Origin of the sequence: Kineosporia corallincola (assembly GCF_018499875.1) — a bacterium.
In the GTDB taxonomy this organism is placed as follows: domain Bacteria; phylum Actinomycetota; class Actinomycetes; order Actinomycetales; family Kineosporiaceae; genus Kineosporia; species Kineosporia corallincola.
Window position 1 is genome coordinate 15,449 of record NZ_JAHBAY010000019.1, and the last position, 22,901, is coordinate 38,349.

Annotated in this window: 24 protein-coding genes and 1 pseudogene; 15 read left to right on the top strand and 10 right to left on the bottom strand. The window is 70.3% G+C overall.

Annotated features, from left to right (window positions below; translation table 11 throughout):
- The first annotated feature begins 153 nt into the window (after positions 1 to 153).
- The 3 genes from KIH74_RS32140 (at position 154) to KIH74_RS32150 (ending at position 3,784) form a co-directional block, all read left to right on the top strand.
- Positions 154 to 1,581, top strand: a complete 1,428-nt coding sequence (locus tag KIH74_RS32140) for an AfsR/SARP family transcriptional regulator (protein ID WP_214160182.1) — start codon at positions 154 to 156, stop codon at positions 1,579 to 1,581.
- A 66-nt stretch (positions 1,582 to 1,647) separates the two neighbouring features.
- On the top strand, positions 1,648 to 2,880 hold the full coding sequence (locus KIH74_RS32145; RefSeq protein ID WP_214160183.1) for a hypothetical protein: 1,233 nt from the start codon (positions 1,648 to 1,650) through the stop codon (positions 2,878 to 2,880).
- 7 nt (positions 2,881 to 2,887) lie between these two features.
- Complete coding sequence (locus tag KIH74_RS32150) at positions 2,888 to 3,784, top strand: hypothetical protein (RefSeq protein WP_214160184.1); 897 nt, start codon at positions 2,888 to 2,890, stop codon at positions 3,782 to 3,784.
- 236 nt (positions 3,785 to 4,020) lie between these two features.
- Here KIH74_RS32150 and KIH74_RS32155 read toward each other — a convergent pair whose 3' ends face one another.
- Positions 4,021 to 4,608 carry a type IV toxin-antitoxin system AbiEi family antitoxin domain-containing protein gene (locus KIH74_RS32155; RefSeq protein ID WP_214160185.1) on the bottom strand — a complete coding sequence of 196 codons (588 nt, stop codon included), beginning with the start codon at positions 4,606 to 4,608 and terminating at the stop codon, positions 4,021 to 4,023.
- A 636-nt stretch (positions 4,609 to 5,244) separates the two neighbouring features.
- Between KIH74_RS32155 and KIH74_RS32160 the strand changes: the two genes are divergently transcribed.
- A complete protein-coding gene (locus tag KIH74_RS32160; RefSeq protein ID WP_214160186.1) occupies positions 5,245 to 6,183 on the top strand; it encodes an NADP-dependent oxidoreductase in 939 nt (312 codons plus the stop codon).
- 38 nt (positions 6,184 to 6,221) lie between these two features.
- Here KIH74_RS32160 and KIH74_RS32165 read toward each other — a convergent pair whose 3' ends face one another.
- Positions 6,222 to 6,509 (bottom strand): MarR family winged helix-turn-helix transcriptional regulator, encoded by a 288-nt coding sequence (locus KIH74_RS32165; protein WP_214160187.1) that lies wholly within the window; start codon positions 6,507 to 6,509, stop codon positions 6,222 to 6,224.
- On the opposite strand from KIH74_RS32165, the gene KIH74_RS32170 reads away from it, so the two are divergent.
- From KIH74_RS32170 to KIH74_RS32180, 3 genes are read left to right on the top strand one after another with little or no spacing between them, the layout of a single operon-like run.
- Positions 6,496 to 6,996 (top strand): hypothetical protein, encoded by a 501-nt coding sequence (locus tag KIH74_RS32170; protein WP_214160188.1) that lies wholly within the window; start codon positions 6,496 to 6,498, stop codon positions 6,994 to 6,996. The two genes, KIH74_RS32165 and KIH74_RS32170, sit on opposite strands and share 14 nt — an antisense overlap.
- A 53-nt stretch (positions 6,997 to 7,049) precedes the next feature.
- Positions 7,050 to 7,577, top strand: a complete 528-nt coding sequence (locus KIH74_RS32175) for a SigE family RNA polymerase sigma factor (RefSeq protein WP_214160189.1) — start codon at positions 7,050 to 7,052, stop codon at positions 7,575 to 7,577.
- Positions 7,577 to 8,404 (top strand): hypothetical protein, encoded by an 828-nt coding sequence (locus tag KIH74_RS32180; protein ID WP_214160190.1) that lies wholly within the window; start codon positions 7,577 to 7,579, stop codon positions 8,402 to 8,404. The genes KIH74_RS32175 and KIH74_RS32180 overlap by 1 nt, the downstream gene beginning before the upstream one ends.
- Positions 8,405 to 8,628: 224 nt before the next feature.
- Here KIH74_RS32180 and KIH74_RS32185 read toward each other — a convergent pair whose 3' ends face one another.
- Complete coding sequence (locus KIH74_RS32185) at positions 8,629 to 9,579, bottom strand: DUF389 domain-containing protein (RefSeq protein ID WP_214160191.1); 951 nt, start codon at positions 9,577 to 9,579, stop codon at positions 8,629 to 8,631.
- 541 nt (positions 9,580 to 10,120) lie between these two features.
- Here KIH74_RS32185 and KIH74_RS37225 point away from each other — a divergent pair.
- Positions 10,121 to 10,531 carry an ANTAR domain-containing protein gene (locus KIH74_RS37225; protein ID WP_214160192.1) on the top strand — a complete coding sequence of 137 codons (411 nt, stop codon included), beginning with the start codon at positions 10,121 to 10,123 and terminating at the stop codon, positions 10,529 to 10,531.
- Between the two features lie 139 nt (positions 10,532 to 10,670).
- Here the strand turns inward: KIH74_RS37225 and KIH74_RS32195 are convergent, their stop codons facing one another.
- The 3 genes from KIH74_RS32195 to KIH74_RS32205 form a co-directional block, all read right to left on the bottom strand.
- A complete protein-coding gene (locus tag KIH74_RS32195) occupies positions 10,671 to 11,309 on the bottom strand; it encodes a hypothetical protein (protein WP_214160193.1) in 639 nt (212 codons plus the stop codon).
- A gap of 30 nt (positions 11,310 to 11,339) precedes the next feature.
- Entirely contained in the window at positions 11,340 to 12,224 is an 885-nt protein-coding gene (locus KIH74_RS32200; RefSeq protein ID WP_308114057.1) for an ABC transporter substrate-binding protein, read from the bottom strand.
- Between the two features lie 69 nt (positions 12,225 to 12,293).
- The gene (locus KIH74_RS32205; RefSeq protein ID WP_214160194.1) at positions 12,294 to 13,568 is read right to left on the bottom strand and encodes a Bcr/CflA family efflux MFS transporter; all 1,275 of its coding nucleotides are present in this window, start codon (positions 13,566 to 13,568) and stop codon (positions 12,294 to 12,296) included.
- A 54-nt stretch (positions 13,569 to 13,622) separates the two neighbouring features.
- Here KIH74_RS32205 and KIH74_RS32210 point away from each other — a divergent pair, with 54 nt between their 5' ends.
- Both KIH74_RS32210 and KIH74_RS32215 read left to right on the top strand, forming a co-directional pair.
- Entirely contained in the window at positions 13,623 to 14,159 is a 537-nt protein-coding gene (locus KIH74_RS32210) for a PadR family transcriptional regulator (protein WP_214160195.1), read from the top strand.
- A complete protein-coding gene (locus KIH74_RS32215) occupies positions 14,156 to 15,139 on the top strand; it encodes a zinc-binding alcohol dehydrogenase family protein (RefSeq protein WP_214160196.1) in 984 nt (327 codons plus the stop codon). Before KIH74_RS32210 ends, KIH74_RS32215 begins: the two co-directional genes overlap by 4 nt.
- A gap of 19 nt (positions 15,140 to 15,158) precedes the next feature.
- Here KIH74_RS32215 and KIH74_RS32220 read toward each other — a convergent pair whose 3' ends face one another.
- Complete coding sequence (locus tag KIH74_RS32220) at positions 15,159 to 15,620, bottom strand: Lrp/AsnC family transcriptional regulator (RefSeq protein WP_214160197.1); 462 nt, start codon at positions 15,618 to 15,620, stop codon at positions 15,159 to 15,161.
- Positions 15,621 to 15,731: 111 nt separating this feature from the next.
- On the opposite strand from KIH74_RS32220, the gene KIH74_RS32225 reads away from it, so the two are divergent.
- The 4 genes from KIH74_RS32225 (at position 15,732) to KIH74_RS32240 (ending at position 19,494) form a co-directional block, all read left to right on the top strand.
- Entirely contained in the window at positions 15,732 to 16,361 is a 630-nt protein-coding gene (locus KIH74_RS32225) for a LysE family translocator (RefSeq protein ID WP_214160198.1), read from the top strand.
- Positions 16,362 to 16,582: 221 nt separating this feature from the next.
- Positions 16,583 to 18,088: an eCIS core domain-containing protein gene (locus KIH74_RS32230; RefSeq protein ID WP_214160199.1), complete on the top strand. Its 1,506-nt coding sequence runs from the start codon at positions 16,583 to 16,585 to the stop codon at positions 18,086 to 18,088.
- 167 nt (positions 18,089 to 18,255) lie between these two features.
- Positions 18,256 to 19,008: a ZIP family metal transporter gene (locus tag KIH74_RS32235; protein WP_214160200.1), complete on the top strand. Its 753-nt coding sequence runs from the start codon at positions 18,256 to 18,258 to the stop codon at positions 19,006 to 19,008.
- A 117-nt stretch (positions 19,009 to 19,125) separates the two neighbouring features.
- Positions 19,126 to 19,494 carry a hypothetical protein gene (locus KIH74_RS32240; protein ID WP_214160201.1) on the top strand — a complete coding sequence of 123 codons (369 nt, stop codon included), beginning with the start codon at positions 19,126 to 19,128 and terminating at the stop codon, positions 19,492 to 19,494.
- A gap of 53 nt (positions 19,495 to 19,547) precedes the next feature.
- On the opposite strand, the gene KIH74_RS32245 is transcribed toward KIH74_RS32240, so the two are convergent.
- Complete coding sequence (locus KIH74_RS32245; protein WP_214160202.1) at positions 19,548 to 19,697, bottom strand: hypothetical protein; 150 nt, start codon at positions 19,695 to 19,697, stop codon at positions 19,548 to 19,550.
- A gap of 126 nt (positions 19,698 to 19,823) precedes the next feature.
- Here KIH74_RS32245 and KIH74_RS32250 point away from each other — a divergent pair.
- Positions 19,824 to 20,029: pseudogene (locus tag KIH74_RS32250) on the top strand (membrane dipeptidase); the annotation flags it as partial.
- A gap of 120 nt (positions 20,030 to 20,149) precedes the next feature.
- Here KIH74_RS32250 and KIH74_RS32255 read toward each other — a convergent pair.
- Positions 20,150 to 21,133 carry an aldo/keto reductase gene (locus KIH74_RS32255; RefSeq protein WP_214160204.1) on the bottom strand — a complete coding sequence of 328 codons (984 nt, stop codon included), beginning with the start codon at positions 21,131 to 21,133 and terminating at the stop codon, positions 20,150 to 20,152.
- A 117-nt stretch (positions 21,134 to 21,250) separates the two neighbouring features.
- Positions 21,251 to 22,873: a peptide chain release factor 3 gene (locus tag KIH74_RS32260; protein ID WP_214160205.1), complete on the bottom strand. Its 1,623-nt coding sequence runs from the start codon at positions 22,871 to 22,873 to the stop codon at positions 21,251 to 21,253.
- Between the last annotated feature and the right edge of the window lie 28 nt (positions 22,874 to 22,901).

Below are 22,901 nucleotides of genomic sequence, written 5' to 3' on the forward strand. Positions count from 1 at the left end.
ACCCCAGGGCGGGAGGAATCCCCCCGGCACCCGGCGCTGCACCTCGGCCAATCCGTCTACCCTCAGGCCGATCACCCCCTACTCTTGCCTCCAGGCACGGGTAATACGTTCGCGCGCAGGTCATTACACTGACACCGCCGGGGGGCGAACAAGGTGAGTGAGCACGACAGCGTCCAGATCGCGATCCTCGGCCCGCTGCGGGTGGGTCACGCCGGGGCCTGGCAGCCGGTCACCGCACCGATGGAACGTCACCTGCTCGCGCTGCTGGTGGCCCGCGACGGGCAGCTCGCCACCGACGACTGGCTGATCAGCTACCTGTGGCGCGACCGGGCACCCCGCCAGGCCACCAACACGCTCCAGACCTACGTCTCGCACCTGAGGCCCCTGCTGGAGCCCGGGCACGCGCCAGGCACCCCGTGGACCGTGCTGCGGCGCGAGTCCTCCGGATACCTCCTCACGGCCGGGAACATCGACGGACGCACCTTCACTTCCCTCACCGACAGCGGCATTTCGCACCTGCGGTCCGGATCGCCCGAGTCGGCCGAACGTGACCTGCACGCGGCCCTGCGCCTGTGGCGCGACGACGAGGCGTTCGCCGACGTGATCGCCCCCGAACCGGTGCGGCGGATGACCGACCAGCTGAACGCCCAGCGCCTGCGCGCCTTCACGGCCTGGTTCCAGCTCCGGATCGACTCCGGCCGGGCCGACACGGTGCTCGATGCCCTGCGCGAGCAGCACACCCGGCACCCGTACGACGAAGACCTCACCCGGCTGCGCATGCTCGCCCTGCACCGCTGCGACCGCTCGGCCGAGGCCCTGCGGATCTACGCCGAATCCGCCCGCGCGCTGCGCGAGGAGCTCGGCGCCGATCCGGGCCGGCCCCTGCGGGAAGCACACGCCCAGGTGCTGGCCGCCACGGCGCAGGGGGCCGATGCGGTCGTCGTCCACCAGCCGGTGGTAGCCCTGGCGATGAACCAGCCCGCGCTGCCCGACCCCGCCATTCAGCCCGCCCTCCAGCCGGGCCCGGCCACGAACCACCAGAGCTTTCAGGGACGACGCTGGGCCCTGACGGCATCCGCCGCCGTCGTCGTCGCTCTCACCGCGGTCCTGCTCATCCGGACGCACCACGCCCCGGGCGCTCCCGGCGATCTCAGCGGCGCCACGGCCGGCGACGTGCACAGCGAGTTCGACCTCGAATTGCAGCCGGGGGTACTGCACGACCTGGACGTGCCGCCGGGCACGTCCACCGTGCTGCCGTTCGGTCAGGGTCCGCAGGCGGCCCGTGGGGATCTGTACCGTCCCAAGGGCGGCACCGACCAGGTGCAGGGAGCGCCCTCGGCGCAGGGTGCCTTCAACCAGTTCGACCTGGTCAGCGAACATTCCACCGCGACCGGCTGCCGCGCCCTGCTGCCCAAGGCGGGCGGGAACGTCGCCACAGCGAAACTGCGGGCCGGCAGCCGGATGTGCGTGCGCACGCACGAGGGCCGCTGGGCGCTGCTGGTGGTCACCGAGCTGCCGCCCGCACGGCTGGCGTCGCTGTACCTGCACGTCGTCGTCCTGAATCCCGAACCAGCGCGCTGACCTGCGCATTCACCGCCTCCAGCGAACCTCACGCGAGCCTCACCCGCCGCCGACGAGAGTGTGCCCGTGCCGATCTCCTCCCTCCTTCCCGCAGCCGGCGCCTGGAGCCGGCGTCACTGGCTGCCCGTCACCCTCGGCAGCTGCGTGCTGGCCATCGTCGTGGCCGGCTGGGCCGTGCTGTTCCTCGGCGGCGAACCCGGTTCCGGCGCCGCCGAACGCCCCCTCGGCGGGGCGCTGCCCTGGCAGCGCGGGCCGGCCGCCGGCGGCGCCCAGGTCGCGCCCGATCCCTCAACCGGGGACGACGCCCAGCCCTCACCCCCGAACGGGACCGTCCCCACCGCGCCCGGATCATCGGGTGCCGGACAACCCGGAACGACCGCCCCCACCAGCGGGACAGCCACCGGCGCTCCTGCCCCGCCCAGACCCCTTCCGGGGCAGCCGGTACCACCCGGCCGGACCGGCAGCCCGACCACCGGACCGACGTCCCCCGGCCATCCCACCACCGGACCACCGCCCCCGGGGACCCCGCCCCCGGACCTGCCGACCAGCGGCGTCCCCAGCCACACCGGCCCACCGACGACATACCCGAGCACCACCACCCCGCCCGGTCACCCCACGAGCACCCACCCACGGACCGACCCGCCGAACCCGCCCACCACCACCCAGCCGCCGGTCGGGCCACCGGTCACCCGCACCACCGGGCCGGTGGACGACGCGATCGTCGTGGCCGGGCCGGGAGCGGAGGTGTATTTCCCCCGTGACTTCAGCATCTTCGAGGTCCAGGCCGGCGGGATGCTCCACTGCCAGGGCATCGGCAACACCAATCTGACGACGATCGATGCCATCTCCGTCACCCTGGAGCCGCTGGAGGCGGGCGAGGACTTCGCCTACGTCGATCTTCCCACCGGCAGGGTCTGCGAGGGCAAGAACCTCTTCCCCGACGAAGCCCGGATGGTCGGGCGCTGCGGCACCGGACCTGTCCCGCCGGGGCTCCCGGACGACTTCTCCACCGTTGTGACGGCCTACTGCCACATGAGCGTCCGGGCGCCAGCCCCGGACGGCAGGAACCACCGGGCGAGGATCACCGCGACAGCCGAAACTCTCTGCACCGGGAGAGAAGTGAAGCAGTGCGCCCAGCTGCCCGCCGAGTCCCGGCCGAGCCCGGAGAACCCCGTGCGTGTTCGGTGGCAGGTCTACTCAGCCGTCCTTCGGGCCTGTTACGCCCCCGGCGACACGGCATTGGGCTCACAGGAGGGATGCGTCCGTGAATCCACGACAGCTACGCCGACCGCGTCCTGACCCACCCGTGCCAGCCCCATCCGCACCCACCCCGGCCGAGCCACCGCCGGACGAGCTGCACAACCAGACCGAGTTCATCAAGTTCGCCGTCCAGGTCGTCGCCCCCACCACCGTCGTGACCGCACTGCTCTACTACTTCGGTTATGTCGCCACCCGGGCCCGGTTCGCCTACTTCGGCATCGACCTCGACCTGCTCGGCCTGTCCCAGCAGGCGCTCCTGATGCGCAGTGTCGGCGTCATGTTCCCGCCGCTGGTGCTCGCGCTGACGGTGGTGGCAGCCGGTCTGTGGACCCACGTGACGCTCAACCGGCTCCTCGCCTCCGGGCGGCATCCGCAAACCCTGCGCCGCGTGGGCTTTCTCGTGATCGTCGTCGGCCTGCTCGTGCTGCTGCGGGGGACGGCGGGCATGGTGATCCCCTCGATCGCCGAGAACGAGCCACCCGCCACCACCCCGCTGTGCCTGGCCTCCGGCGCTCTCGCTCTGGCCACCGGCCGCCGCATCCTGGCCCGCACATCCCCCGTCGCGCCGGCACGGGGCAGCCGGTACGAGCTCTCCGCGTGGATCTGCGTGTGGACGATCGTGGCCCTCGGAAGTTTCTGGGCCGTCAACAGTTTCGCCGGGGTGTACGGGCGTGGGCAGGCCACGGTCGACAGCGAGCGCCTGGACGAACGGCCCCGGGTGATCGTGGACACGAAGGAGTCGCTGCGGGTGTCCTATCCGGGCGTGCGTGAGGATCTGCTCGACGGCCCGGACGACCGGCGGTTCGGGTACCGCTCGTCCGGCTGGCGCCTGTACGCGGCGACCGGCGAGCAGATGCTGCTGATCCCCGACGGCTGGCGGCAGGCCGGGACGGTGCTGCTGGTTCCGGTGAACGACGACGTCCGGGTGCAGATGTACCCGTAAGCCTCGACCGGGACCACTGGGATGATGACGGCATGCGCCGCACCGAGTTGAGCGCGGCCAGCAACAAGCCACCCTTGAGGACGAACGTGTCCCGATGCGCGCTCGCAGCCAGGCGGGCCAGGAACCGTTCGAGAACGTAGAGAACGAGCAGCTCCTGGGTGGAGCGCGCGGTCGACGCGCCAGGTTTTGCAGGTCCAGATAGGCCCGCCCGTCGGCGCTGGCCCGTGTCGGCCTGCTCACGATGCTTCCAGGACGTCGAGGGCGTTGCGCAGCGGACCAAGGACGTTGAGGGACCGGGCGAGCTCGATGAGTTCGCTGCGGTCAGCGTCGCGCCGGGCGAGATAGCGACGCAGGGCACCGAAGGCGAGCGGCTCGCCGATCCGATGGCGTAGCCGCATCAAGTCGACGACGGTCCGGGTAGCCGAGTACATCCGGACAGGTTCACCGGGCGCGGCTTCGAGATGTGTCAGGCCAAGATCAAATGTTCCCGGCTCGAACCGCGACACCTCTACCGGTGGAAAGGCGATCTGGGGTGGCCGGGTTCCCCGTGGGACCGCAATGCTCACAACGGCGGGAAGCTCGTCGGTGAGATCCCAGACCGACGCTGCCGAGATCAAGCAGATCGTGGCGCCCGGAGCCCGACGAGCCACAGCGAGGAAATCGGGGTAAGACGGCACGGGGGCGTCAGCGTGCCGGAAGACGCCCCTGGAAAGTTCCAAAACCTGCCCGGTATCGCGCCATCGGTACACATCACGAGGATGAATGCCGGCCTGACGGGCTTCGGCCAGAGTGAAGGTCGTTGGCAGCGATCCCAGCCCTTCCATGGATATAAACGCAGCCACATAGGATCGAGGTGGCAACGTTTGTATCCAGCGAGCGGAGTTGCGTCGGGCGGCTTCCCTGCCCGCACGAAGACTCCGCCAGCGCTCCCGGACAACCGGGCGCGACTTCCAGCCCGCCAAGAACATCCCGAGCATCTCGTCGCGCCGACGCCTACAGGGAGCAGCCAATCCGTTCGCCCAGGGAACACAGGAGAGCCGGCACCTCCTCCGGTGCCCTGGCGACCGCCTACGTCGGCACGGGTTCGGCCGTCACCGCGCCGGTCCGGCGAGTAGGCCAGAGATCAGGCGCTCACCGATGAACCGCGACAGCACAGCCATCAGCGAACGTCAGCGCTCCTGACACCCAGGGCGCAGAATGCCACCGCCCTGCCGGCATCACCTCTGATCAGCAACGATTTCTGCATCTGCCCTCGCCCTCGGCAGGAGCCATCTGACCAAAATCCCGATCAGGCGCCCTGACGCACACGACGTGCGTCCGGCGTCCACCAGCACGCCGGCAGCCACCGCGAACGCGACACCCGAACGCTTCCAACTCGAAGCACTTGCTTTGAATTTGAAACAGGGCTACCTTCATCTCAGTTGCTTCGAATCCGAAGCACCCCACGGAAGGAAGACATCATGAAGGCAGTTCGCTTCCACCAGGTCGGCGGCCCCGAGGTCCTGCGCTACGAAGACGCCGAGCAGCCGGTCCCCGGCCCGGGCCAGGTCCGCGTCCGTGTCGCCGGCTCCGCGTTCAGCCCGGCCGACGCCGGACTGCGCGGCGGATTCCTGCCGATCCCGATCACGCTGCCGCACATCCCGGGCTACGACGTGTCGGGCACGGTCGACGCGCTCGGCGACGGCGTGGACAGCCTGAGCCTCGGCGAGAACGTCATCGGTTTCATCCCCATGACGGCGGACGGCTCGGCCGCCCAGTACGTCGTCGTCCCGGCGGAGTCCCTGGTCAGGGCGCCGCAGCGGATCCCGCTGGCCGACGCGGCGGGCCTGCCGTCGGTCGGGCTGACCGCCTCACAGGCCCTGTTCGACGCCGGCCACCTCCAGGCCGGGCAGCGGATCCTGATCAACGGGGCCGGCGGCCCGGTGGGCGGCTACGCGGTGCAGCTGGCCAAGCGCGCCGGGGCCCACGTCGTCGCCACGGCCAGCCCGCGCAGCCGGGCCATCGTCGAGGCCGCCGGAGCGGACGAGATCATCGACCACACCACCGTCTCCCTGCTCGAGGCGGTGACCGAGCCGGTCGACGTGCTGCTCAACCTCGCCCCGATCACCCTGGAGGACTTCACCGCCCTGACGGCCCGGGTGCGGGACGGCGGTGTGGTCGTGTCCACCACGCCGATGGTGACCACCCCGGGCGACGAGAGCAGGGGCGTGCGGGCCGAGACGATCTTCGTCCAGCCCGACGCCGGCACGCTCGCGCACCTCGTGGCCCTGATCGACAGCGGTGACCTGCACGTCGAGATCGCCCGGCGGGTGCCGCTGAGCGACCTGCCCGCCCTGCACGCGCAGGCCGAGGCCGGCCAGGTTCACGGCAAGGTGATCATCGTCCCGCCGGCCGACTGAGCCCGCCTGACCAGGGCGCCGAAGCTCCCCCGACCGTCTCAGCAGACGACCGACAGGGAACCGTCCCCGCTGCCCGGCCCTGGCATGTGCCGATCGGTGATCTGCACGGCCAGGGCGCGCAGCGCCTGCTGGTCCTGCGGCCGCAGAGCGTCCGCGACGTCGGGCAGACGCCGGGACACGTCGGCGTACAGCGACTCGGCGACCTGCTTGCCCTGCGGGGTGACCCTGAGCAGGATCACCCGCCGGTCGGTCTCCGGGCTCCCGCGCCGCACCAGGCCCCGCCGCTCGATGCGGTCGACCAGCTGGTTGGTCGTGCTGCGCGGCATCGCCGAGCACTTGGGCATCCAGCGCCCCGAAGGCGCCGCCAGGCCGAGCATTTTCATCATGAGCTACCCCGTCGGCGGCAAGACCGGCACCTACGACGACCTCAACGCCGAGAAGCACTTCACGGGCATGGACGTGCCCATGAACACGGTCGCCGGGAACGAGATGCTGGTGCTGGACGCAGCCCGCCGCTACCCCGGCATCGACACCTTCGGCCTCAACCCCGGCTTCGTCAAGTGCGACATCCGCGGCAACCTGCTGGGCGCCGGAAGCCTCAAACACCGTGCGACGGAAGGCCTTCTCGAGCTGTTCACCCCCAGCGCCGACGACTACGCCCGGCGCATCGTGCCGCGCCTGGCGTCCCCGGACATCACCGGCCGCCGCGGCGCCATGTTCAGCAACAAGGGCCGGGCGATCCAGCCCACCGGAAGATCTTCCACAATTCCCGGGATCGCCCTCAACCTTTGGTCCCGGTCAGCGCGTTTATGAGGGAGTGATGCTGAAACGCGAGGACGGTAGGAGAGTGCTGAACGGTGCGGGGCGTGGCAAGTGAGGAAGAGGGGTTCCAGGTCTTCGTCCAGCAACACTGGCGATCGCTGAACCGGACAGCCTTTCTGCTGACCGGAGACCGGGGCCGCGCGGAAGACCTGGTGCAGAGCGCCTTCGAGAAGGTTCACCGTCGGTGGCACCATGTTTCGCAGATGGACGCACCGCTGGAGTACGTGCGGCGGGTGATGGTGACCACAGCGATCTCGTGGCGGCGTCGGCGGGGTTCTGGGGAGATCCCGAGTCTGTCGGTCGATGTCGGGCTGCATGATCCGTACGAGCGCATCGATCAGCGCGAGCAGCTGATCGGCGCGTTGCGGCAGTTGCCGAACAAGATGCGGGCCGCCCTGGTGCTGCGCTACTTCGAGGACCTGTCCGAGGCCGATGTCGCGGCTGCGATGGGCTGTTCGGTCGGCACGGTGAAGAGCCACATCTCGCGGGGCCTACAACGGCTGCGCGAGAAGATCGGAGACGAACCCGGTCGCCTCTCCCTGCCTGACGATCCCGCACTGAGGAGAGCGTGATGAACATCGAGACCGAACTGCGCGAGGTGCTCGCCGACGAAGCCACCTTCGCCGGTGACATGCTGGATCCCTACGGCACGTTCATCCGCCGGGAGACGAAACGCCGCCGGGCCCGCCGGCTACGGTTGGCCACCGGGATGGCGGCCGTGGTCGCCGGCGTGGTCGCCGTCGCCGGGGTCCAGGTGTACGACGGCAGGCATTCCGCCCCTGCCCTCCCTGCCATCGTGTCCAGTCAGGAGGGCATTCCCGGTGCGGCGTTGCTCAGCAGCCCGCTGCGCGGTTCCCTGGCCCAGGACGAGGCCTTCATCGAGGCGATGCAGCCGCGGGTGTCCGCGAGCGGTGACGTCACGATCCTGTATGCCTCGGACGTCGGCGACCAGCGTCTGGTCCTGGCCTGGGCGCAGGAGAGCGCGCAGGGCACGGCGCCGCACCCGACCAGTGAGAACGGCTTCCTGGTCTGGTTCGCCGGGCCGAGCGGGGCCTCGGCGCAGAAGATGCAGTTCCGTCAGCGCAGCCCTCTGCTCCAGGGGGCTTCCTCGTTCGTGGAGGCCAGTAACGACGCCGAAGGGTTGGCAGTGGTGATCGGCCCTCAGGGTTACACCGCCGAGGTCTCCAGTAACACCAGCTCCGTCGACACGGCCCAGGACACGGTCGGGAAAAGCACCCCTCTGGCCACGGGAGCGACCGGCAGCGGTGTCGTGGAGACGGTTCTGCCGCCGCAATCGGCCCCACCCACCTTGACCGGCACGCTGATCAGGGACGGGCAGCGCACTTCCGTGACCGGCGACGGCATGACCTGGTCGGAGACAACGCACACCGCACCCTGACACCGTCCAGCAGGTCGTACGAGCCGATCCCGCCCAGGACAGCGCCAAACCCGCGATCCGCGCGCTGTCCTGGGCGGTCAACGGCCCAGGAAGAAACCACCGGGCCACCGTTTCCAGCACGTTCATCACGAAAATGACCGCAGCACAAGACATCCAGCACCCGCGGTACCAGCACATCACCCGGAAGCACGCTCAGCCGTTCCCGCGACACCGTCAGCCTGGCGTCACGACCTTCGCTGCTCCGCCCTCACGGCGCCGCGGTTGAGACCGGTCAGCACCCGCTGCACCCCCAGCACCAGGCAGCCGGCCAGCACCATCCCCGCCAGGTTCACCCCCAGCTGGGCCGCCGCACCACCGATCTCGTCCGGCACCCACACCGCGAGCGCCAGCGCCAGGTTCCCCGCGGCGGGCACCGTGGTGACCGAGATGAAGACACCGACCAGAGCGTTGGAGCGGCCCGCCGTCAGGGACAGCACCCCGGCAGCTCCGGCCAGCAGAGCGACCACGAACGACCAGCGGTCCGGGGTCCAGATGAAACCGGTGAACGGGCGATCGGCCGCGACGTCCGCGGCCGTGACCCAGCCCGCCGCCCGCCCGGCCAGGGCCGCCAGCGTGGTCACGGTGATCGCCAGCAGGAACCCCAGGACCAGCAACCGGACCGCACCGACCACCACCGGCCGCAACCCCAGGACCAGACCGACGGCGACGGCCGAGACCGGCCCGAACTCCGGACCGACGACCATCGCCCCGACCACCAGGACGGAGGAGTCGGTCAGCACCGCGACGGCGGCGATCAGCGTGGCCAGGATCAGGAACGTGTGGAAGGCCCACGATCCCCGCGCGTCCGATCGGGCCTGCCCGACCACCCGTTCCCAGACGATCCCGTCGTCCGGCGAACCGGGAGCCGCGCGCTCGGCGGCCTCGGCGGCGTCGGAGCGGATCGTGTCGATGTCCTGCATGGCCACGGTCGCGTTCCGGTCGACCCCGAGGGTCTGCAAGGTGGCGTCCACGTCCGAGACCGCCTCGCGGGCGACGTCGCACAGCACCATGTCGCCCGGCGGATCCTGGACCGCACCCGGTAGGACCGCGACGTTGAACACCCGGGAATCGCGGCAGAGGTAGTCGATGACGTCCTTGCTCGCACCACCGGGCAGGACCAGACGCAGATGGATCACACGGGGCATCGTGCCAGTACGGGGAGCGGCTGAACAGCCCACAGGCACCCGACCCGGACCCGACAACCGCGGGGCGCGTGGCACGACGATCGGGACACCGCCCTCGCCAACTGTTTCCCGTTGGCAGACCAGAAGATTGGTGGACGACGCCCGCCGGTCCGAGCGCCACGGAAACGCCCTCGGGGCCCTCGCGTTTCCGCCGCTCCCGGCCTTCCGGCCCGGCGCACCGCCGCCGATCCGTCGACCGGCGTCCCGAGCCCTCTCGAAACCGTTGCCAGAGAACGTTTGACGAGCACGCGACACCGAACGCCCGGATCCTTTACCGCTTCGCGCGACACCCGCAACCCCAGCCGCCGACACCTGTCGCCAAATCCTCGACGGCACAGCACTTCCGGATGTGACGCAGAAAACAGTAACGAATTCCCGCCCGCCAGAACGCTGTCTGTCTAGTTGCGAACTCCGTGAAGCGCGGGTCCCATGGTGCAGGACCCGATCTTGGGATCGAGCCGGAAAGGACAGTCATCCAGCCTCTGGAGGAGTGGTGAACGACAACGACCAGAACGACCAGAACGACCTGCCGAACGAGGACGAGATCGATGGCCCTGACGCCCCGGTCCCGGACGTTCCGGTGGAACAGCTGTGGGCAGAGGTCGAGTCCCTGCGCCGGGGACTGCTGACGCGCGAGCTGACGGGCCAGGCCACCGGGCTGCTGGCGGCCTGGCTGAGCATCACCACCGACCAGGCCTGGCAGATCGTCAGCGGGGTCTCGAACCACACCAACCTCCGCGCCCGTGAGGTGGCCCGGCTGCTGGTCGACTCGGCGAACGACGCCGTCGCCGGCGAGGCCGACCAGGAGCAGATGCTCAAGATCGCCGATGCCATCGACATCGTCTACGCCCGGCACATCCGCCCGGCGGCCCCCACCCCACCCGTCTCCGGCCCGGCCGTCTGACCCGCCGGCCCAGCAGACTCAGCAGGGCCCAGCTGATGACGGTCTGCACCGCCGCCCCGGGACCGGCCGACGAGGACCGGCTGCGCCAGCTGGCCATCTGGGCCGCCGACCGGCAGAGCGAACAGCCGGGCATCCGCACCTAACTCAGGACCACGTTGATCGACGCGATGATCTGGTCCCGGCGCGCGTGCGGGTTCAGCCCCCGCATCACGGCGTCGGACAGCGGCCGTCCCTCGACCACGTGCTGCACGGCTGCGGCGCTGACCGCGATCCCGTAGTGGTCGGTGGCCCAGGCCGCGTACCGGGCGGCCAGGTCATCGGTCAGGATGAGCAGCATCCCCGAGCCGTCCGGCCCGGGGCCGGGTGGGAACTCGATATTCGCTCCGGTCTGCCAGGTCTCGTCACCGGGACGGCGCCACAGGATCGCCGTGGCGACGAAGTCCGGATCGTCGAGCTGGGACGCGAAGACCTCCGGCAGGCCGTCGGTCAGGCCCGGCCACAGTTCCCGGTCCTCGTCGCGGTAGGGCGACATCGGCGACTCGTGGTCGAACACCCGAATGAAGGCGCCGTCGGCGGTGAACACGATCGTCCACTCGTTGCCGTCACCGTCGTCCATGAACGCGGCCTCGCCCTCGCCCCACGACCGGGTGTAGCTGTAGCGGGGGAAGTCGGAGCCGAGGATGCTCTCCAGCACGGCCAGCGCGCGACACCGGCGACGCAGACCGTCGACATCCGGCAGAAGGGCGGCGATGTCGTGGCTGGAGTCCCGGGAAGTCACGATCGCCGATCCTAGCCGCGTTCGTGCCGCTCACTCGTCCAGATAGTCGCGGGCGATTGTCGCGGCGTCTTCCTGGTCCAGGGTGAAACGCCCGAGGGCTGCCGAAAGCTTGTCCGTGGTGAGGTTTTCCGAGAACGCGTTCAGGGCCGTCACCGCCTCGGGCGGCAGGACACCCTTGCGGGCCAGGGGGATGACGTTCTGCACCCCGAACAGGCGCCGGGGGTCATCGAGCACGACGAAGTCCTCCTGGGCGATCACCGGGTCGGTGGAGAGCAGGCCACCCAGCTGGACCCGCCCGGTCCGGAGCGCCTGAACCGTCAGTGGGCCACCGGCGTCCAGCGCCTGGAAATTCTTGAAGTTCAGCCCGTACTCGCTCCTGAGGCCGACAAGGCCCTGCTGCCGTTCCCGGTACTCGGGACCGGCACCGACGACGAGGTCCCCGGCCACCGGGGGCAGGTCGGCCAGCGAGGTCAGAGCGTACCGGTCGGCGGTCCGGCGGGTGACCACCAGAGCGTCCTTGGCCTCGGCCGGGGCCGGGTCCAGAAGCTCCAGGCCGGAGGGCAGTTCGTCGTCCAGGCCCGCGGCGACGGCCTCGGCGCTGCCGGCGTCCACCGGCTCGTTCCCGGCCAGGTAGGCCAGCAGCGCGCCGTTGTACTCGGGGAGGACGTCGATGGACCCATCCCGCAGGGCGGGCACGTAGATCTCGCGCGAGCCGATGCCGAAGCGACGCTCCACGTGCAGGCCGGCGTTCTCCAGCACCTGGGCATACATCTCCCCCAGGAGCTGGCTCTCGGGGAAGTTGGCCGACCCGACCGTGATCGTCGTCCCACCGGTGGCCGGGCTCGGTTCCGCGCTCCGCAGGGGATCGCCGCCTCCCCCGCAGGCCGCCAGCCCGATGGACAGAACACTAAGCACGGACAGGACGAGAAGACGACGGCGTGGCACGGTGACTCCTGTTTCGGTGGTGAGCATGTTCACTCGGATTCACTCGGACAGCGGTTCAGGAAGAGCTCTCGCGCTCCGGCCCAGCGCCAGCAGCGCGAGCAGCGACCCGCCCACGCCGGCGACCATCACCCCGAGCATCGGGACGGCGGTCCGGTCCCCTCCGGCGCTGGCCAGGGGAGCCGCCGCGGCCATGGCCAGGGCGCCGGCCACGCCCTGCACGGCGGCGGCCGTCCCGGCGACGTGGCTGGTGGCGGCAGCGGCCAGCGCGGTGGAGTTGCCGTAGATGAAGGCCTGCACGGCCATCAGCACCAGGAACCCGGCGCAGACCAGCACGACGGGCGAGTGCAGCAGACCGACCGCGACCGCCAGCGCCGCCACCGCGACGGCGGCACCCGCCAGGCCGCCGGCCACGAGCACCTGCGGCCGGACCCCGTGCCGCCCGACCAGCCGGGCATTGAGCATCGCGAGCACCACCTGGGCCAGCGCGGTGGAGGCGAAGAACAGCGCGTAGGGCAGCGGCGCCATGCCCTTCATCCCTTGCAGCAGATAGGGGGCGTCGGCGATGTAGGCCATCATCGCGAAACCCGACAGGGCCGCGACCAGCATCCAGCCCAGAAAGACGCGATTGCCCAGCACCTGCGCCAATCCGCCTGCCGATGTGGGGCTTTCCCCGCCACGCCGTCGTCGCCGTGCGGGCAGGGACTCGGGAACCACCCGGGCGGCGGTGACGCTCATCAGCAGCCCCAGCGCGGCCAGGGCCCAGAAGATGGCCCGCCAGGTGCCGAGCGTCAGAACCGCGGCCCCGGCCACCGGGGCAATCATTGGCGCCAGACCGCCGAGCGCCATCAGCAGCGACATCACGCGCACCAGCTCGGGGCCGTGCGTGAGATCGACGACCACGGCGCGGGCCACGACCGCCGCCGTCCCGCCGCCGAAGCCCTGGACCAGGCGCACACACGCCAGCACCGTCACGTTCGGGGCCAGCGCGCAGCCGACCGCGCCGGCCAGGCAGACCAGGGCGCCGGCCAGCAGCGGGCCCTTGCGCCCGTACCGGTCCGAGAAGGGCCCGCCCCACAGCTGCCCCGCGGCCAGCCCGACGAAGAAGGTGGTCAGGGTCAGGCCCAGCACTCCCGCACTGGTGCCCAGATCGTCCATGACCTCCGGAAACGCGGGGGTGTACATGTCTGTCGCGAACGGCGGCACGGCCGTTTGCAGAGCCAGGACGGCGATCAGGACGATGCCGACCCGGGCTGCCCCGGAGGCGTTTTCGCCGGCGTCCCGGGCCTGGCCTGCCTCTTCGGATGTGCTGCTCACCCCAGCAACATACATCGATTCGAGGTACCTCGAATCGAGGTGTAGGATGACCGGGTGATCGAGCTGATGATCCTGGGCTTCCTGGCCGAGGGCCCCCTGCACGGGTACGAATTGCGCCGCCGCATGGAGCAACTGCACGGGCACACCCGCACGATCAGCGACGGCACGATCTACCCCGCCATCAAGCGGCTGCTGGCGGCCGGCCTGCTGAGCGAGCGGAACGAGGCCGGCACCGGCGCCGCCCGGCGCAAGACCCTGCACCTGACCGGCGACGGGCGCCGGCGCCTGGAGCAGATCCTGCGCGAGGCCGACGGCCACGACATCACCGACAGCGGCCGGTTCAACCTGGTGCTGACCTTCCTGTCGCTGCTGCCCGACCCGCAGCAGCGGCGGGAGGTGCTGGCCCGGCGCCTGGCCTTCCTCGACCAGCCGGCCAGCTTCTTCTACGACGGCGAGCGTCCTCTGCGTGCCGAGGAGGTCCCGGACCCGTACCGGCGCGGTCTGCTGCTGATCTCCCGGGCCACCAGCAAGGCCGAACGTGCCTGGCTGCGTGAGCAACTCACCCCCGAACAGAACAGGGAGCCCCGATGACCGAGACCATGCATGCCGTGGTGCTGGATGCGCCTGGGCCGACCACCAGCTTCCACGTGCGTGACGTACCCCTGCCCCGGCCCGATCCGGGCTGGGTCCGCATCCGGGTCAGGGCTTTCGGCCTGAACCGCTCGGAACTGATGACGCGCCAAGGACATTCGGGTGCGCACGTCACCTTCCCGCGGGTGCTGGGGATCGAGGCCACCGGCACCGTCGACGAGGACCCCAGCGGCACCTTCACCCCCGGCCAGCAGGTCATGACGATGATGGGCGAGATGGGCCGGCGCTACGACGGCGGGTACGCCGAATACACCTGTGTCCCGGTCGGTCAGGTGATCCCGTTCAGCTCGGAACTGGACTGGGCCACGCTCGGCGCGGTGCCCGAGATGCTCCAGACCGCCTACGGTTCCCTCACCGACGGTCTCGACGCGCAGCCTGGCCGGAGCATCCTGATCCGGGGCGGCACCTCGTCCGTCGGCCTGGCCACCGCCGTGCTGGCCCGACGGCTGGGCATGACCGTGCTGTCCACCACCCGCAACCCGGCCAGGGCGCAGATGCTGCTCGACCTCGGCGTCGACCACGTGCTCATCGACGACGGCGAGATCGCCCGCCAGGTCCGCGCGATCCTGCCCGACGGCGTCGACACCGCCATCGAACTGGTCGGCACAGCAACACTTCCCGACACGCTGCGCGCCACCACCCGGCACGGCGTCGTGTGTTTCACCGGGATGCTGGCGAACGAGTGGATCGTCAGGGAGTTCGAGCCCATGCACTTCATCCCGCGCGGCGTGCGCCTGACCGCCTACTCGGGCGAGGCGTCCGACCTGCCCACGGACGTCCTCCAGCAATTCCTGGACGACCTCGCGGCCGGCACCGCGAAGGTGCCGATCGACATCGTCCACGGCCTCGAGGGCGTCGCCGGCGCGCACGCGCGGATGGAGGCCGGCACGTCGCAGGGCAAGCTCGTGGTGGTCGTCTGAGCCTTCACCGCCCCGGCCCTCACCCCCGGTCGGTGGGGTAGGGCCGGTCGTGCACGAAGCTCTTCATCACCAGCGTCGAGTTCAGCCGCTGCACGCCCGGCAGCGCGGACAGCACGTCGTCCTCCAGCCGGGCGTAGGCGTCCAGGTCGGTGGTGCGCACCCGCAGCAGATAGTCCGGGTCGCCGAACAGACGCTGGGCCAGCAGCACGTTCGGGATCGCGGTGACGGACTCCTCGAACGCCAGCAGGGTGGCCCGGTCCTCCTGCTTCATGGTGACGAACACCAGCGCCTCGAACCCCAGCCCGAGCACCTTCGGATCGACCACCGCCCGGTACCCCACGATCGCCCCGGCCGCCTCCAGATCGCGCACCCGGCGATGGGCCGGCGAGACCGTCAGGCCCACCCGCGCCGCCAGATCCGTGACGCTGAGTCGGCCGTCCACCTGTAGCTCAGCAAGAATCTTCCGGTCCAGAGCATCCACGACCCATATTCTGCTCCAGATCCCCTGTCGGCAGGCAAAAGTCGGGAACACCTTCTGTCACTCCTTGCGTACGCTCCTCGGCAACAGCGCGGCGACCGCCGAGGAGGCACCGTGCAGATCACCGCCGTCGCGGGGTTCGCCGCCGTCGCGTTCACCCTGATCGCCGTCCCCGGCCCGGACTGGGCCTACGTGCTGGCCGCCGGGGCCCACGACCGCGTCGTGCTGCCGGCCGTCACCGGGCTGATGATCGGCTACACCCTGATCACCCTGGTCGTCGTCGCGGGTGCCGGGCCGCTCCTGACCCGCCGGCCCTTCGCCCTGACCGTCCTGACCGTGGCCGGCGCCGGGTATCTCACCTACCTGGGCGTGCGCACGATCCGGGCTTCGGGCCGGGTTCCCGGCGCCCCGCAGGCTCCCCTGGCGTCCTCCCCCGGGCGCTACCTGGTGCGCGGCATCGGCGTCAGCGCCCTCAACCCGAAGGGCCTGCTGGTGTTCCTGTCCATCCTGCCGCAGTTCACCCGGGAGTCCGGCGCCTGGCCCCTGTCCGCCCAGATTGCCGTCCTGGGAAGCGTTTTCGTGCTGATCACGGCCCTGTTCTACGTGCCGCTCGGGTACGCCGCGGACCGGGTGCTGGGCGCCCGGCCCGGCCTCACGCGGATCACCACCCGGATCGCCGGCGCCGCCATGATCGTGCTCGGCCTCGCCCTCCTCGCCGAACACGTCCTCCATGACATCGGGTGAGGACGCCCGCGGCCAGGTTCGTGTGGGAACGCGGGCTGTCGTGGTGGGCCCCATCCGGAATCTGCCCGTCCGGTCCTCGGTCGTGCCCGTACGGTCATCCCTTTCGGCGGCCGCGGGTGTTAGTAGTGGAACCGGGACCACTCACCGCCGCAGCCGCAGGAGCCACCTTGAAACGCGAACCGACGGGGCGCCCTGCTTCCGCACCCCGAAGCACCCGGACCGTGGACCGGGCTCCGCAGCGGCCCGGGCCCTCCGCGCCCGGCCCCGACCTGCTCGCGACCCTGCAACGCGCCGTGGGCAACACGGCGGTGGCCCGCGCCGTGCAGCGTCTCCCGGCGCCCGGCTCCCCTCACGACGCCTCGTCCGTGCAGGCGGTGCTGGCCTCGCGGGGGCAGCCGCTCCAGCGCGCGCTGCGCCAGGAAATGGAGGCCCGGCTCGGCGCGGACTTCTCCGACGTGCGCCTCCACACCGACCAGGCGGCCCAGCGGTCCGCGGCCGGAATCGGCGCCCGGGCCTACACGTCCGGCCACCACGTCGTCGTGGGCCGGGACGGCGGCGACAAGCACACGCTCGCCCACGAACTCACCCACGTGATCCAGCAGCGCACCGGGTCGGTGTCCGGCACCGTCACGGATGACGGCCTCAGGGTCAGCGACCCGTCCGACCGGTTCGAGCAGCAGGCCGAAGCCACCGCGGCCGACGTGATGTCCGGCCCGGTGCCGACGGATCACGTGCACAGCACGGACCCGGCGCGCGGGCACGGCGGCCCTGCCACGGTCCAGCGCGTCTTGGAGAAAGGGCTCGCGAAGGGCACCCCCGTCGTCAAGCACGAGGACGAGGCGGACAGCCCGGTGGCCTACACCATCCACGGGTTCAGCTTCGGCTCCTATCTGATCGCCGGCGGTGAGGGCACCAGCAAGCCCCGGGTCACGCTCGCCGACAAGGGGTGGGGCACCGTCGAGAATCGCGAACAGTCGCGCCAGGAGTATCTTTCCGCCCGCCAGGAGCAGCTGGACCCGCAGGCCGTCGCGGCCCGGCAGAAGCAGCAGGACCTCGACCTCGGCGAGAACTACCTCAGCGCGGACTACCGCCGGATCAACCCGCTGCTGGCGGCCTTCGAGGCCGTCGGCTACACCCCCGAGCAGGTCGTCACACCCGGATTCTCCTACCAGCAGAAGGAGGACCAGGTGCTCACCGCCTGGCGCGAGCTGGCCGTCTCACGCGGTTACGACAACGAGACCGCCACGCAGGCCTGGGACGCCCAGCACCTGCGCAACACCTACGACATCTTCGCCCGGATCAACGGGGTGTGGAGCGACTTCCCGACTCCGGCCGCGAACGCGGAGAACAAGGTCGTGCGCGGCGACAGCCGATACCTGTACGAGTCGTTCGGCGGCGTGCTGAAGCACGAGAACCATCCGGAGGGCGGATATGTCACGATCAACCGGGAGATCTCCTGGCCGGCCGTCCTGTCCACCACGTACGGCAACCCGCTGACCCACTCGTACGTGAAGGGCAAGGAGATCGTCTGGGAGTTCAGCCTGCCCGAAGGCCACCGGGGAAGGACGCTGGGCGGCAACAACAAGTCCGAGGAGGAGATGACCTTCCCGGTCGGCACCCGGATCAGCATCAAGCAGATGCTGGTGCGCAAGGGCGATCACGCGGGCGACCTGACGGCGAAGTACGGCCCGGACGCCGTGGTGATCGTGTTCGCCGACATTCTCTGAGCCACCCCCACCGAGCGCGTCCCGTGAACATCGGGTGAGGACGCCCGCGGCCACGGGGCGGGACGCCCACCGTCCCGGTGCGTGGGGACGTCCGCTGTTGCGGTCGTCCCCGCCCCGGTGAACAGTGTGGTGGCCGCACGACCGACAAGGCAGGCAAGGAGAACAAGGTGCCGATCTGGTTGCAGGCAGGGCTGTGGGGCCTGTTCGCCGGGGGCGCGCTGGTGATCGGCGCGGCCGTGGCGTGGTTCCTGCCGGTGCGCCCGCGAATAGTGGCCGGTGTCATGGCTTTCGGCGCCGGCGTCCTGATCTCCGCGCTCGCCTTCGACCTGGTGGACGAGGCCGAGACCGGCGGTGGCCTTGCCCCGACGGTGATCGGGTTCCTGGCCGGGGCGCTCGTCTACGTGGCCGCGAACGTAGCGCTGGACCGCCGGGGCGCCCGTCATCGCAAGCGTTCCGGCGACCAGCAGCCCTCCGAGCAGGAGCAACAGGGCAGTGGTGCGGCCATCGCCGTGGGGGCCCTGCTGGACGGCGTCCCCGAATCGGTTGTTCTGGGTCTGTCGTTGCTGAGCGGGGACGGCGTGGGTGTCGCCGTCCTGGCCGCCATCTTCATCTCCAACCTGCCCGAAGGGCTCTCCAGCGCGGCCGGTATGAGGCGCAGCGGCCGCGGCGCCGGCTACGTGTTCGGCGTCTGGGGCGCCATCGCGGTCGCCAGCGGCCTGGCCGGCCTGCTGGGATCCGTTCTGCTGCAAGGAGCATCGCCCGCACTGATCGCCACGATCACCGCGGTCGCGGCCGGCGCGATCCTGGTCATGGTGGCCGACACGATGATCCCCGAGGCCTTCGAGCGGACCCACGTCTACACCGGCCTGATCGCCACGATCGGCTTCATCCTGGCCTTCACCATCGACCGGATGGGCTGAACAACCTCCGGCACGGAACGAAACCTCATCTCGGGCCGCCACCCCTCGCCGAAGCTTCGTGAACCTTCCCGGCATCTCGACCGTGCTCTCAGAACCGACGGATCGGGAAGGAAACTGATGCGAATCACCACGAGGCTCGCGCTCGCCACCACCGCACTGCTGACGCTCGGCGGGGCCACCGTGGCGGGTGCGAGCTCTGCCTCCGCCGCCACTGTGAACACCACGTTCTGCAACTCCGGGTCGGACTTCACGTACTCGGTCATCTTTCCCCAGCGCGGCAGCTGGTCGACCTACGTCATCAATCCGAACAGCTGCCTGGCCTACAACGGGTTCTTCAGTCCGGGAGAGCCGTACATCACGCGTGTCTCTCAGCTCGGCACCGGTGCCTACCGGGACACCGCGGGGTACACGGTCTGGAACTGCAACGAGCGGATCGAGCTGTCCGGCAACTACCAGGGAACGAACATGACGCAGCAGTGCGTCTGATCATCGCACGCCGTTTCTTCCGGTACGTGGTGCCGGTGGCAGCCAGGCGATCATCACGGTAACCCCTCACTCTGCGGTGTCAGGACCGTCATGTCCTGCACGGCAAGCACCACCCGGGCATTGCCCAGATCGCCGGTCCGCCGGACGATCTGGGCAATGCCCGGCGGACGCCGGACCGGCCCGCCGGTGAGGCGTTCCAGCACGACCGTGACCCCGTGAACGGGCCGACACGACGGTGCTGCCCTTCGTCACCCACGCCGTCAGCGAGCCGAGCGCGATCCACGCCACCTACCGCGAGCTGTTTGCGGGCACGGACGTGCGGGACGCACCTGGAGGACTGCGCCCCGCTGGACGGCGACCTGGCCGACGTCGGGATGCTGGCCGGCCTGGGGGTACGCAGCCTGGTGCCGACCTACAACCACGCCAACCGGGCCAGGTCGGGCTGCCTGGACACCCACGACGAGGGCCTGACCTCCTGGGGCATGATCTGGTGGCGGAGATGAACCGGGCCGGGATGGCCCCAGACGGGTCGCACAGCAGACGAGTTCGCAGGCCGCCCCCTTCCTCGTCCATGATTCAGCCACGACCGACAAGACCTTCGAGCGGCCGGAAGCTCAAAGGTCTTGCTAGGAGCTAGATCTGTGCCCAGGAAGACTCAGAAGCCTTCCGGCAGACGCGGCGTGTAGGCGGCCTCCAGACGCCCGATCTCCTCGGCGGTGAGCTCGATCGCGGCGGCCGCCACCGCGTCGTCGATGTGGTGCTCCTTCGTGGCCCCGACGATCGGGGCGGACACCACCGGCTTGGCCAGCACCCAGGCCAGGGCGATCTGCGCCATGGACGCCCCGCGCTCGGCCGCGATCGCCTGCACGGCCGCGACGATCTGCTGGTTGGCGGTCTCCTGCTCCTGGTACAGGGTCTTGCCGAATTCGTCCGTGGACTCCCGGATTCCGGAACTCGGCGCACCCCACGGACGGGTCAGCCTGCCCCGCGCCAGCGGGCTCCAGGGCAGCACGCCGACGCCGGTCGCGGCGACGAAGGGGAGCATCTCGCGCTCCTCCTCCCGCTGGAGCAGGTTGTACTGGTCCTGCATGCTGACGAACTTCGTCCAGCGGTTCAGCTCCGCCGTGTGCTGCATGGTGGCGAACTGCCAGGTCCACATGCTCGACGCACCGATGTACCGCGCCTTGCCCGCCTTCACGACGTCGTGCAGCGCCTCCATCGTCTCCTCCACCGGCGTGTCCGGGTCGAAGCGGTGGATTTGGTAGAGGTCGACGTAGTCCGTGTCGAGCCGCTTCAGCGAGGCGTCGATCTCGTGCATGATCGCGGCCCGCGACAGGCCCGCCCCGTTACGCCCCGGGCGCATGCGGTTGAAGACCTTGGTGAAGATCTGCACCTCCTCCCGCGGCCCCAGCTCCTTCAGCAGGGTCCCGGTGATCTCCTCGCTCGTGCCCGCCGAGTAGACGTTCGCGGTGTCGAACGTGGTGATCCCGGCGTCGAAGGCGCGGCGGACGAACGGGCGGGCGTCGTCGATGTCGACGCTCCACTCGTGCGTGCCGGCGTCGGGCCTGCCGTAGCTCATCATGCCGAGAACGACCCGGCTGATCTCCAGGCCGGTGGTGCCCAGCCGCACTGTCTGCATCAGGAAAGCTCCTCGCCCAGGTCCCGGCCCCACGGCCGGATCGCCTCACCCTACAAACCGGCCCCGGCCCGATCCACGCGATGTCGCGGATCGGGCCGGGGCCGGTCGGTGTCGACGTCAGACGCTGGTGGCCACCAGTTCTTCCAGGTGCAGACCGGGGTTGTCGCGCTCGATGCCCCGCACCCGCCACTCGTCACTGAACAACGCGAACAGACGCCCGTCCGCATGCTCCAGCACCTCCACACCCCGCTTGGCGCGCAGCACGGCGGCGCCGTCGGCGTCGGTGATCCGGGCCGTGGTGTAAGGCAATTCGGCGAAGACGACGGGCGAACGGTACTCGTTCGTCATCCGGTACTGCACCACGTCGAACTGGAGACTGCCGACCGCGCTCAGCACCGGCTCACCGTGACCGCGCGAGTCGGAGGTGAGCACCCGCACCACGCCCTCGGCGTCCAGCTCCCGCAGACCCTGCCGGAACTGCTTGCCCACCCGCAGGTCGGTGGGACGCACCGTGCGGAAGTGCTCGGGGGCGAACACCGGCAGCGGCGGGTAGGCGATCCGCCCGGCCTCGGACAGCGTGTCGCCGACGTTGATGTGCCGGGCGTTGACCAGACCGATCACGTCACCGGGGTAGGCCACGTCGACGGTGGAACGGTCAGCGCCGAACACCGTCTGCACGTGCTTGAGCACCATCGGGCGGCCACTGCGGTTGTCGCGCACCGTCATGCCGCGGTGGAACACACCCGAGCGGATACGGGCGAAGGCCAGCCGGTCGCGGTGGGCCGGGTTCATGCCGGTCTGCGTCTTGAACACCTGGGCGCTGAACCTGCCGTCCACCACCTGGTCCTGCCCCTCCACGTCGGCCTGCGGGTGCGGGCTCGGGGCCACGTCGACCAGCGAGTCGAGCACCTGGCCGACGCCGGTGTTCGCCACCGCGGCCGTGAAATAGACCGGGGTCGTGCGGAAGGCGAGGAACTCCTCCTCGTCGTGGTCGGCGCCGGTCGCCGACAGCAGGTCGTGCTCGTCGAGCGCCTGCTGCCAGGCCGTGCCCTCCACCTTCACGGCCTCGTCGCCGTCCATGCGCTGTTCCAGCGCCAGCGTGGCGCCACCGGGCGCCTTGGTGTATTTCACGTAGGAGCCGGTGCCGCGCTCCAGCAGCCCGCGGAAGTCGCCGGCGATCCCGACCGGCCAGGTCATCGGGGTGGGCTTGAGCCCGGTGACCGACTCCACCTCGTCGAGCAGTTCCAGCGCCTCACGGCCCGGGCGGTCCCACTTGTTGACGACGGTGATGACCGGCAGGCCCCGCTGCTTGCACACGCCGAACAGCTTGCGCGTCTGCACCTCCATGCCGCGCGCCGCGTCGACCAGCATGATCACGGCGTCGACGGCGGTGAGGGCACGGTAGGTGTCTTCGGAGAAGTCGGCGTGGCCCGGGGTGTCGACCACGTTGATCACCTGGTCGCGGTGCGACAGCTGCACCACCGCGGAGCTGATCGAGATGCCGCGCTGCTTCTCCATGTCCTGCCAGTCGGTGACGACGCCCGCCCGCCCCGCCCGCCCGTGCACGTGCCCAGCCTCCCGCAGCGCCTTGGCGTGCAGGGCCAGCGCCTCCGTCAGCGTGGACTTACCGGCGTCGGGGTGACTGATGACGGCGATGGTGCGACGCCGCCCGGCCTCGGCCAGAATCTGGGCGGGGGTGATGTCACTGGCCTGTTCCGGGGCATGCGTATCGGAGCTCACTCCCCCATTCTCCCTGGTTCGCGGAGTG

Bases quoted from the DNA above. Each gene is read 5' to 3' on its own strand.
- KIH74_RS32255 (WP_214160204.1), bottom strand. From the start codon at position 21,133: ATGCAGACAGTGCGGCTGGGCACCACCGGCCTGGAGATCAGCCGGGTC.
- KIH74_RS32155 (WP_214160185.1), bottom strand. From the start codon at position 4,608: ATGGAAGGGCTGGGATCGCTGCCAACGACCTTCACTCTGGCCGAAGCC.
- KIH74_RS32180 (WP_214160190.1), top strand. From the start codon at position 7,577: ATGAACATCGAGACCGAACTGCGCGAGGTGCTCGCCGACGAAGCCACC.
- KIH74_RS32160 (WP_214160186.1), top strand. From the start codon at position 5,245: ATGAAGGCAGTTCGCTTCCACCAGGTCGGCGGCCCCGAGGTCCTGCGC.
- KIH74_RS32240 (WP_214160201.1), top strand. From the start codon at position 19,126: ATGCGAATCACCACGAGGCTCGCGCTCGCCACCACCGCACTGCTGACG.
- KIH74_RS32215 (WP_214160196.1), top strand. From the start codon at position 14,156: ATGACCGAGACCATGCATGCCGTGGTGCTGGATGCGCCTGGGCCGACC.
- KIH74_RS32165 (WP_214160187.1), bottom strand. From the start codon at position 6,509: ATGCCGCGCAGCACGACCAACCAGCTGGTCGACCGCATCGAGCGGCGG.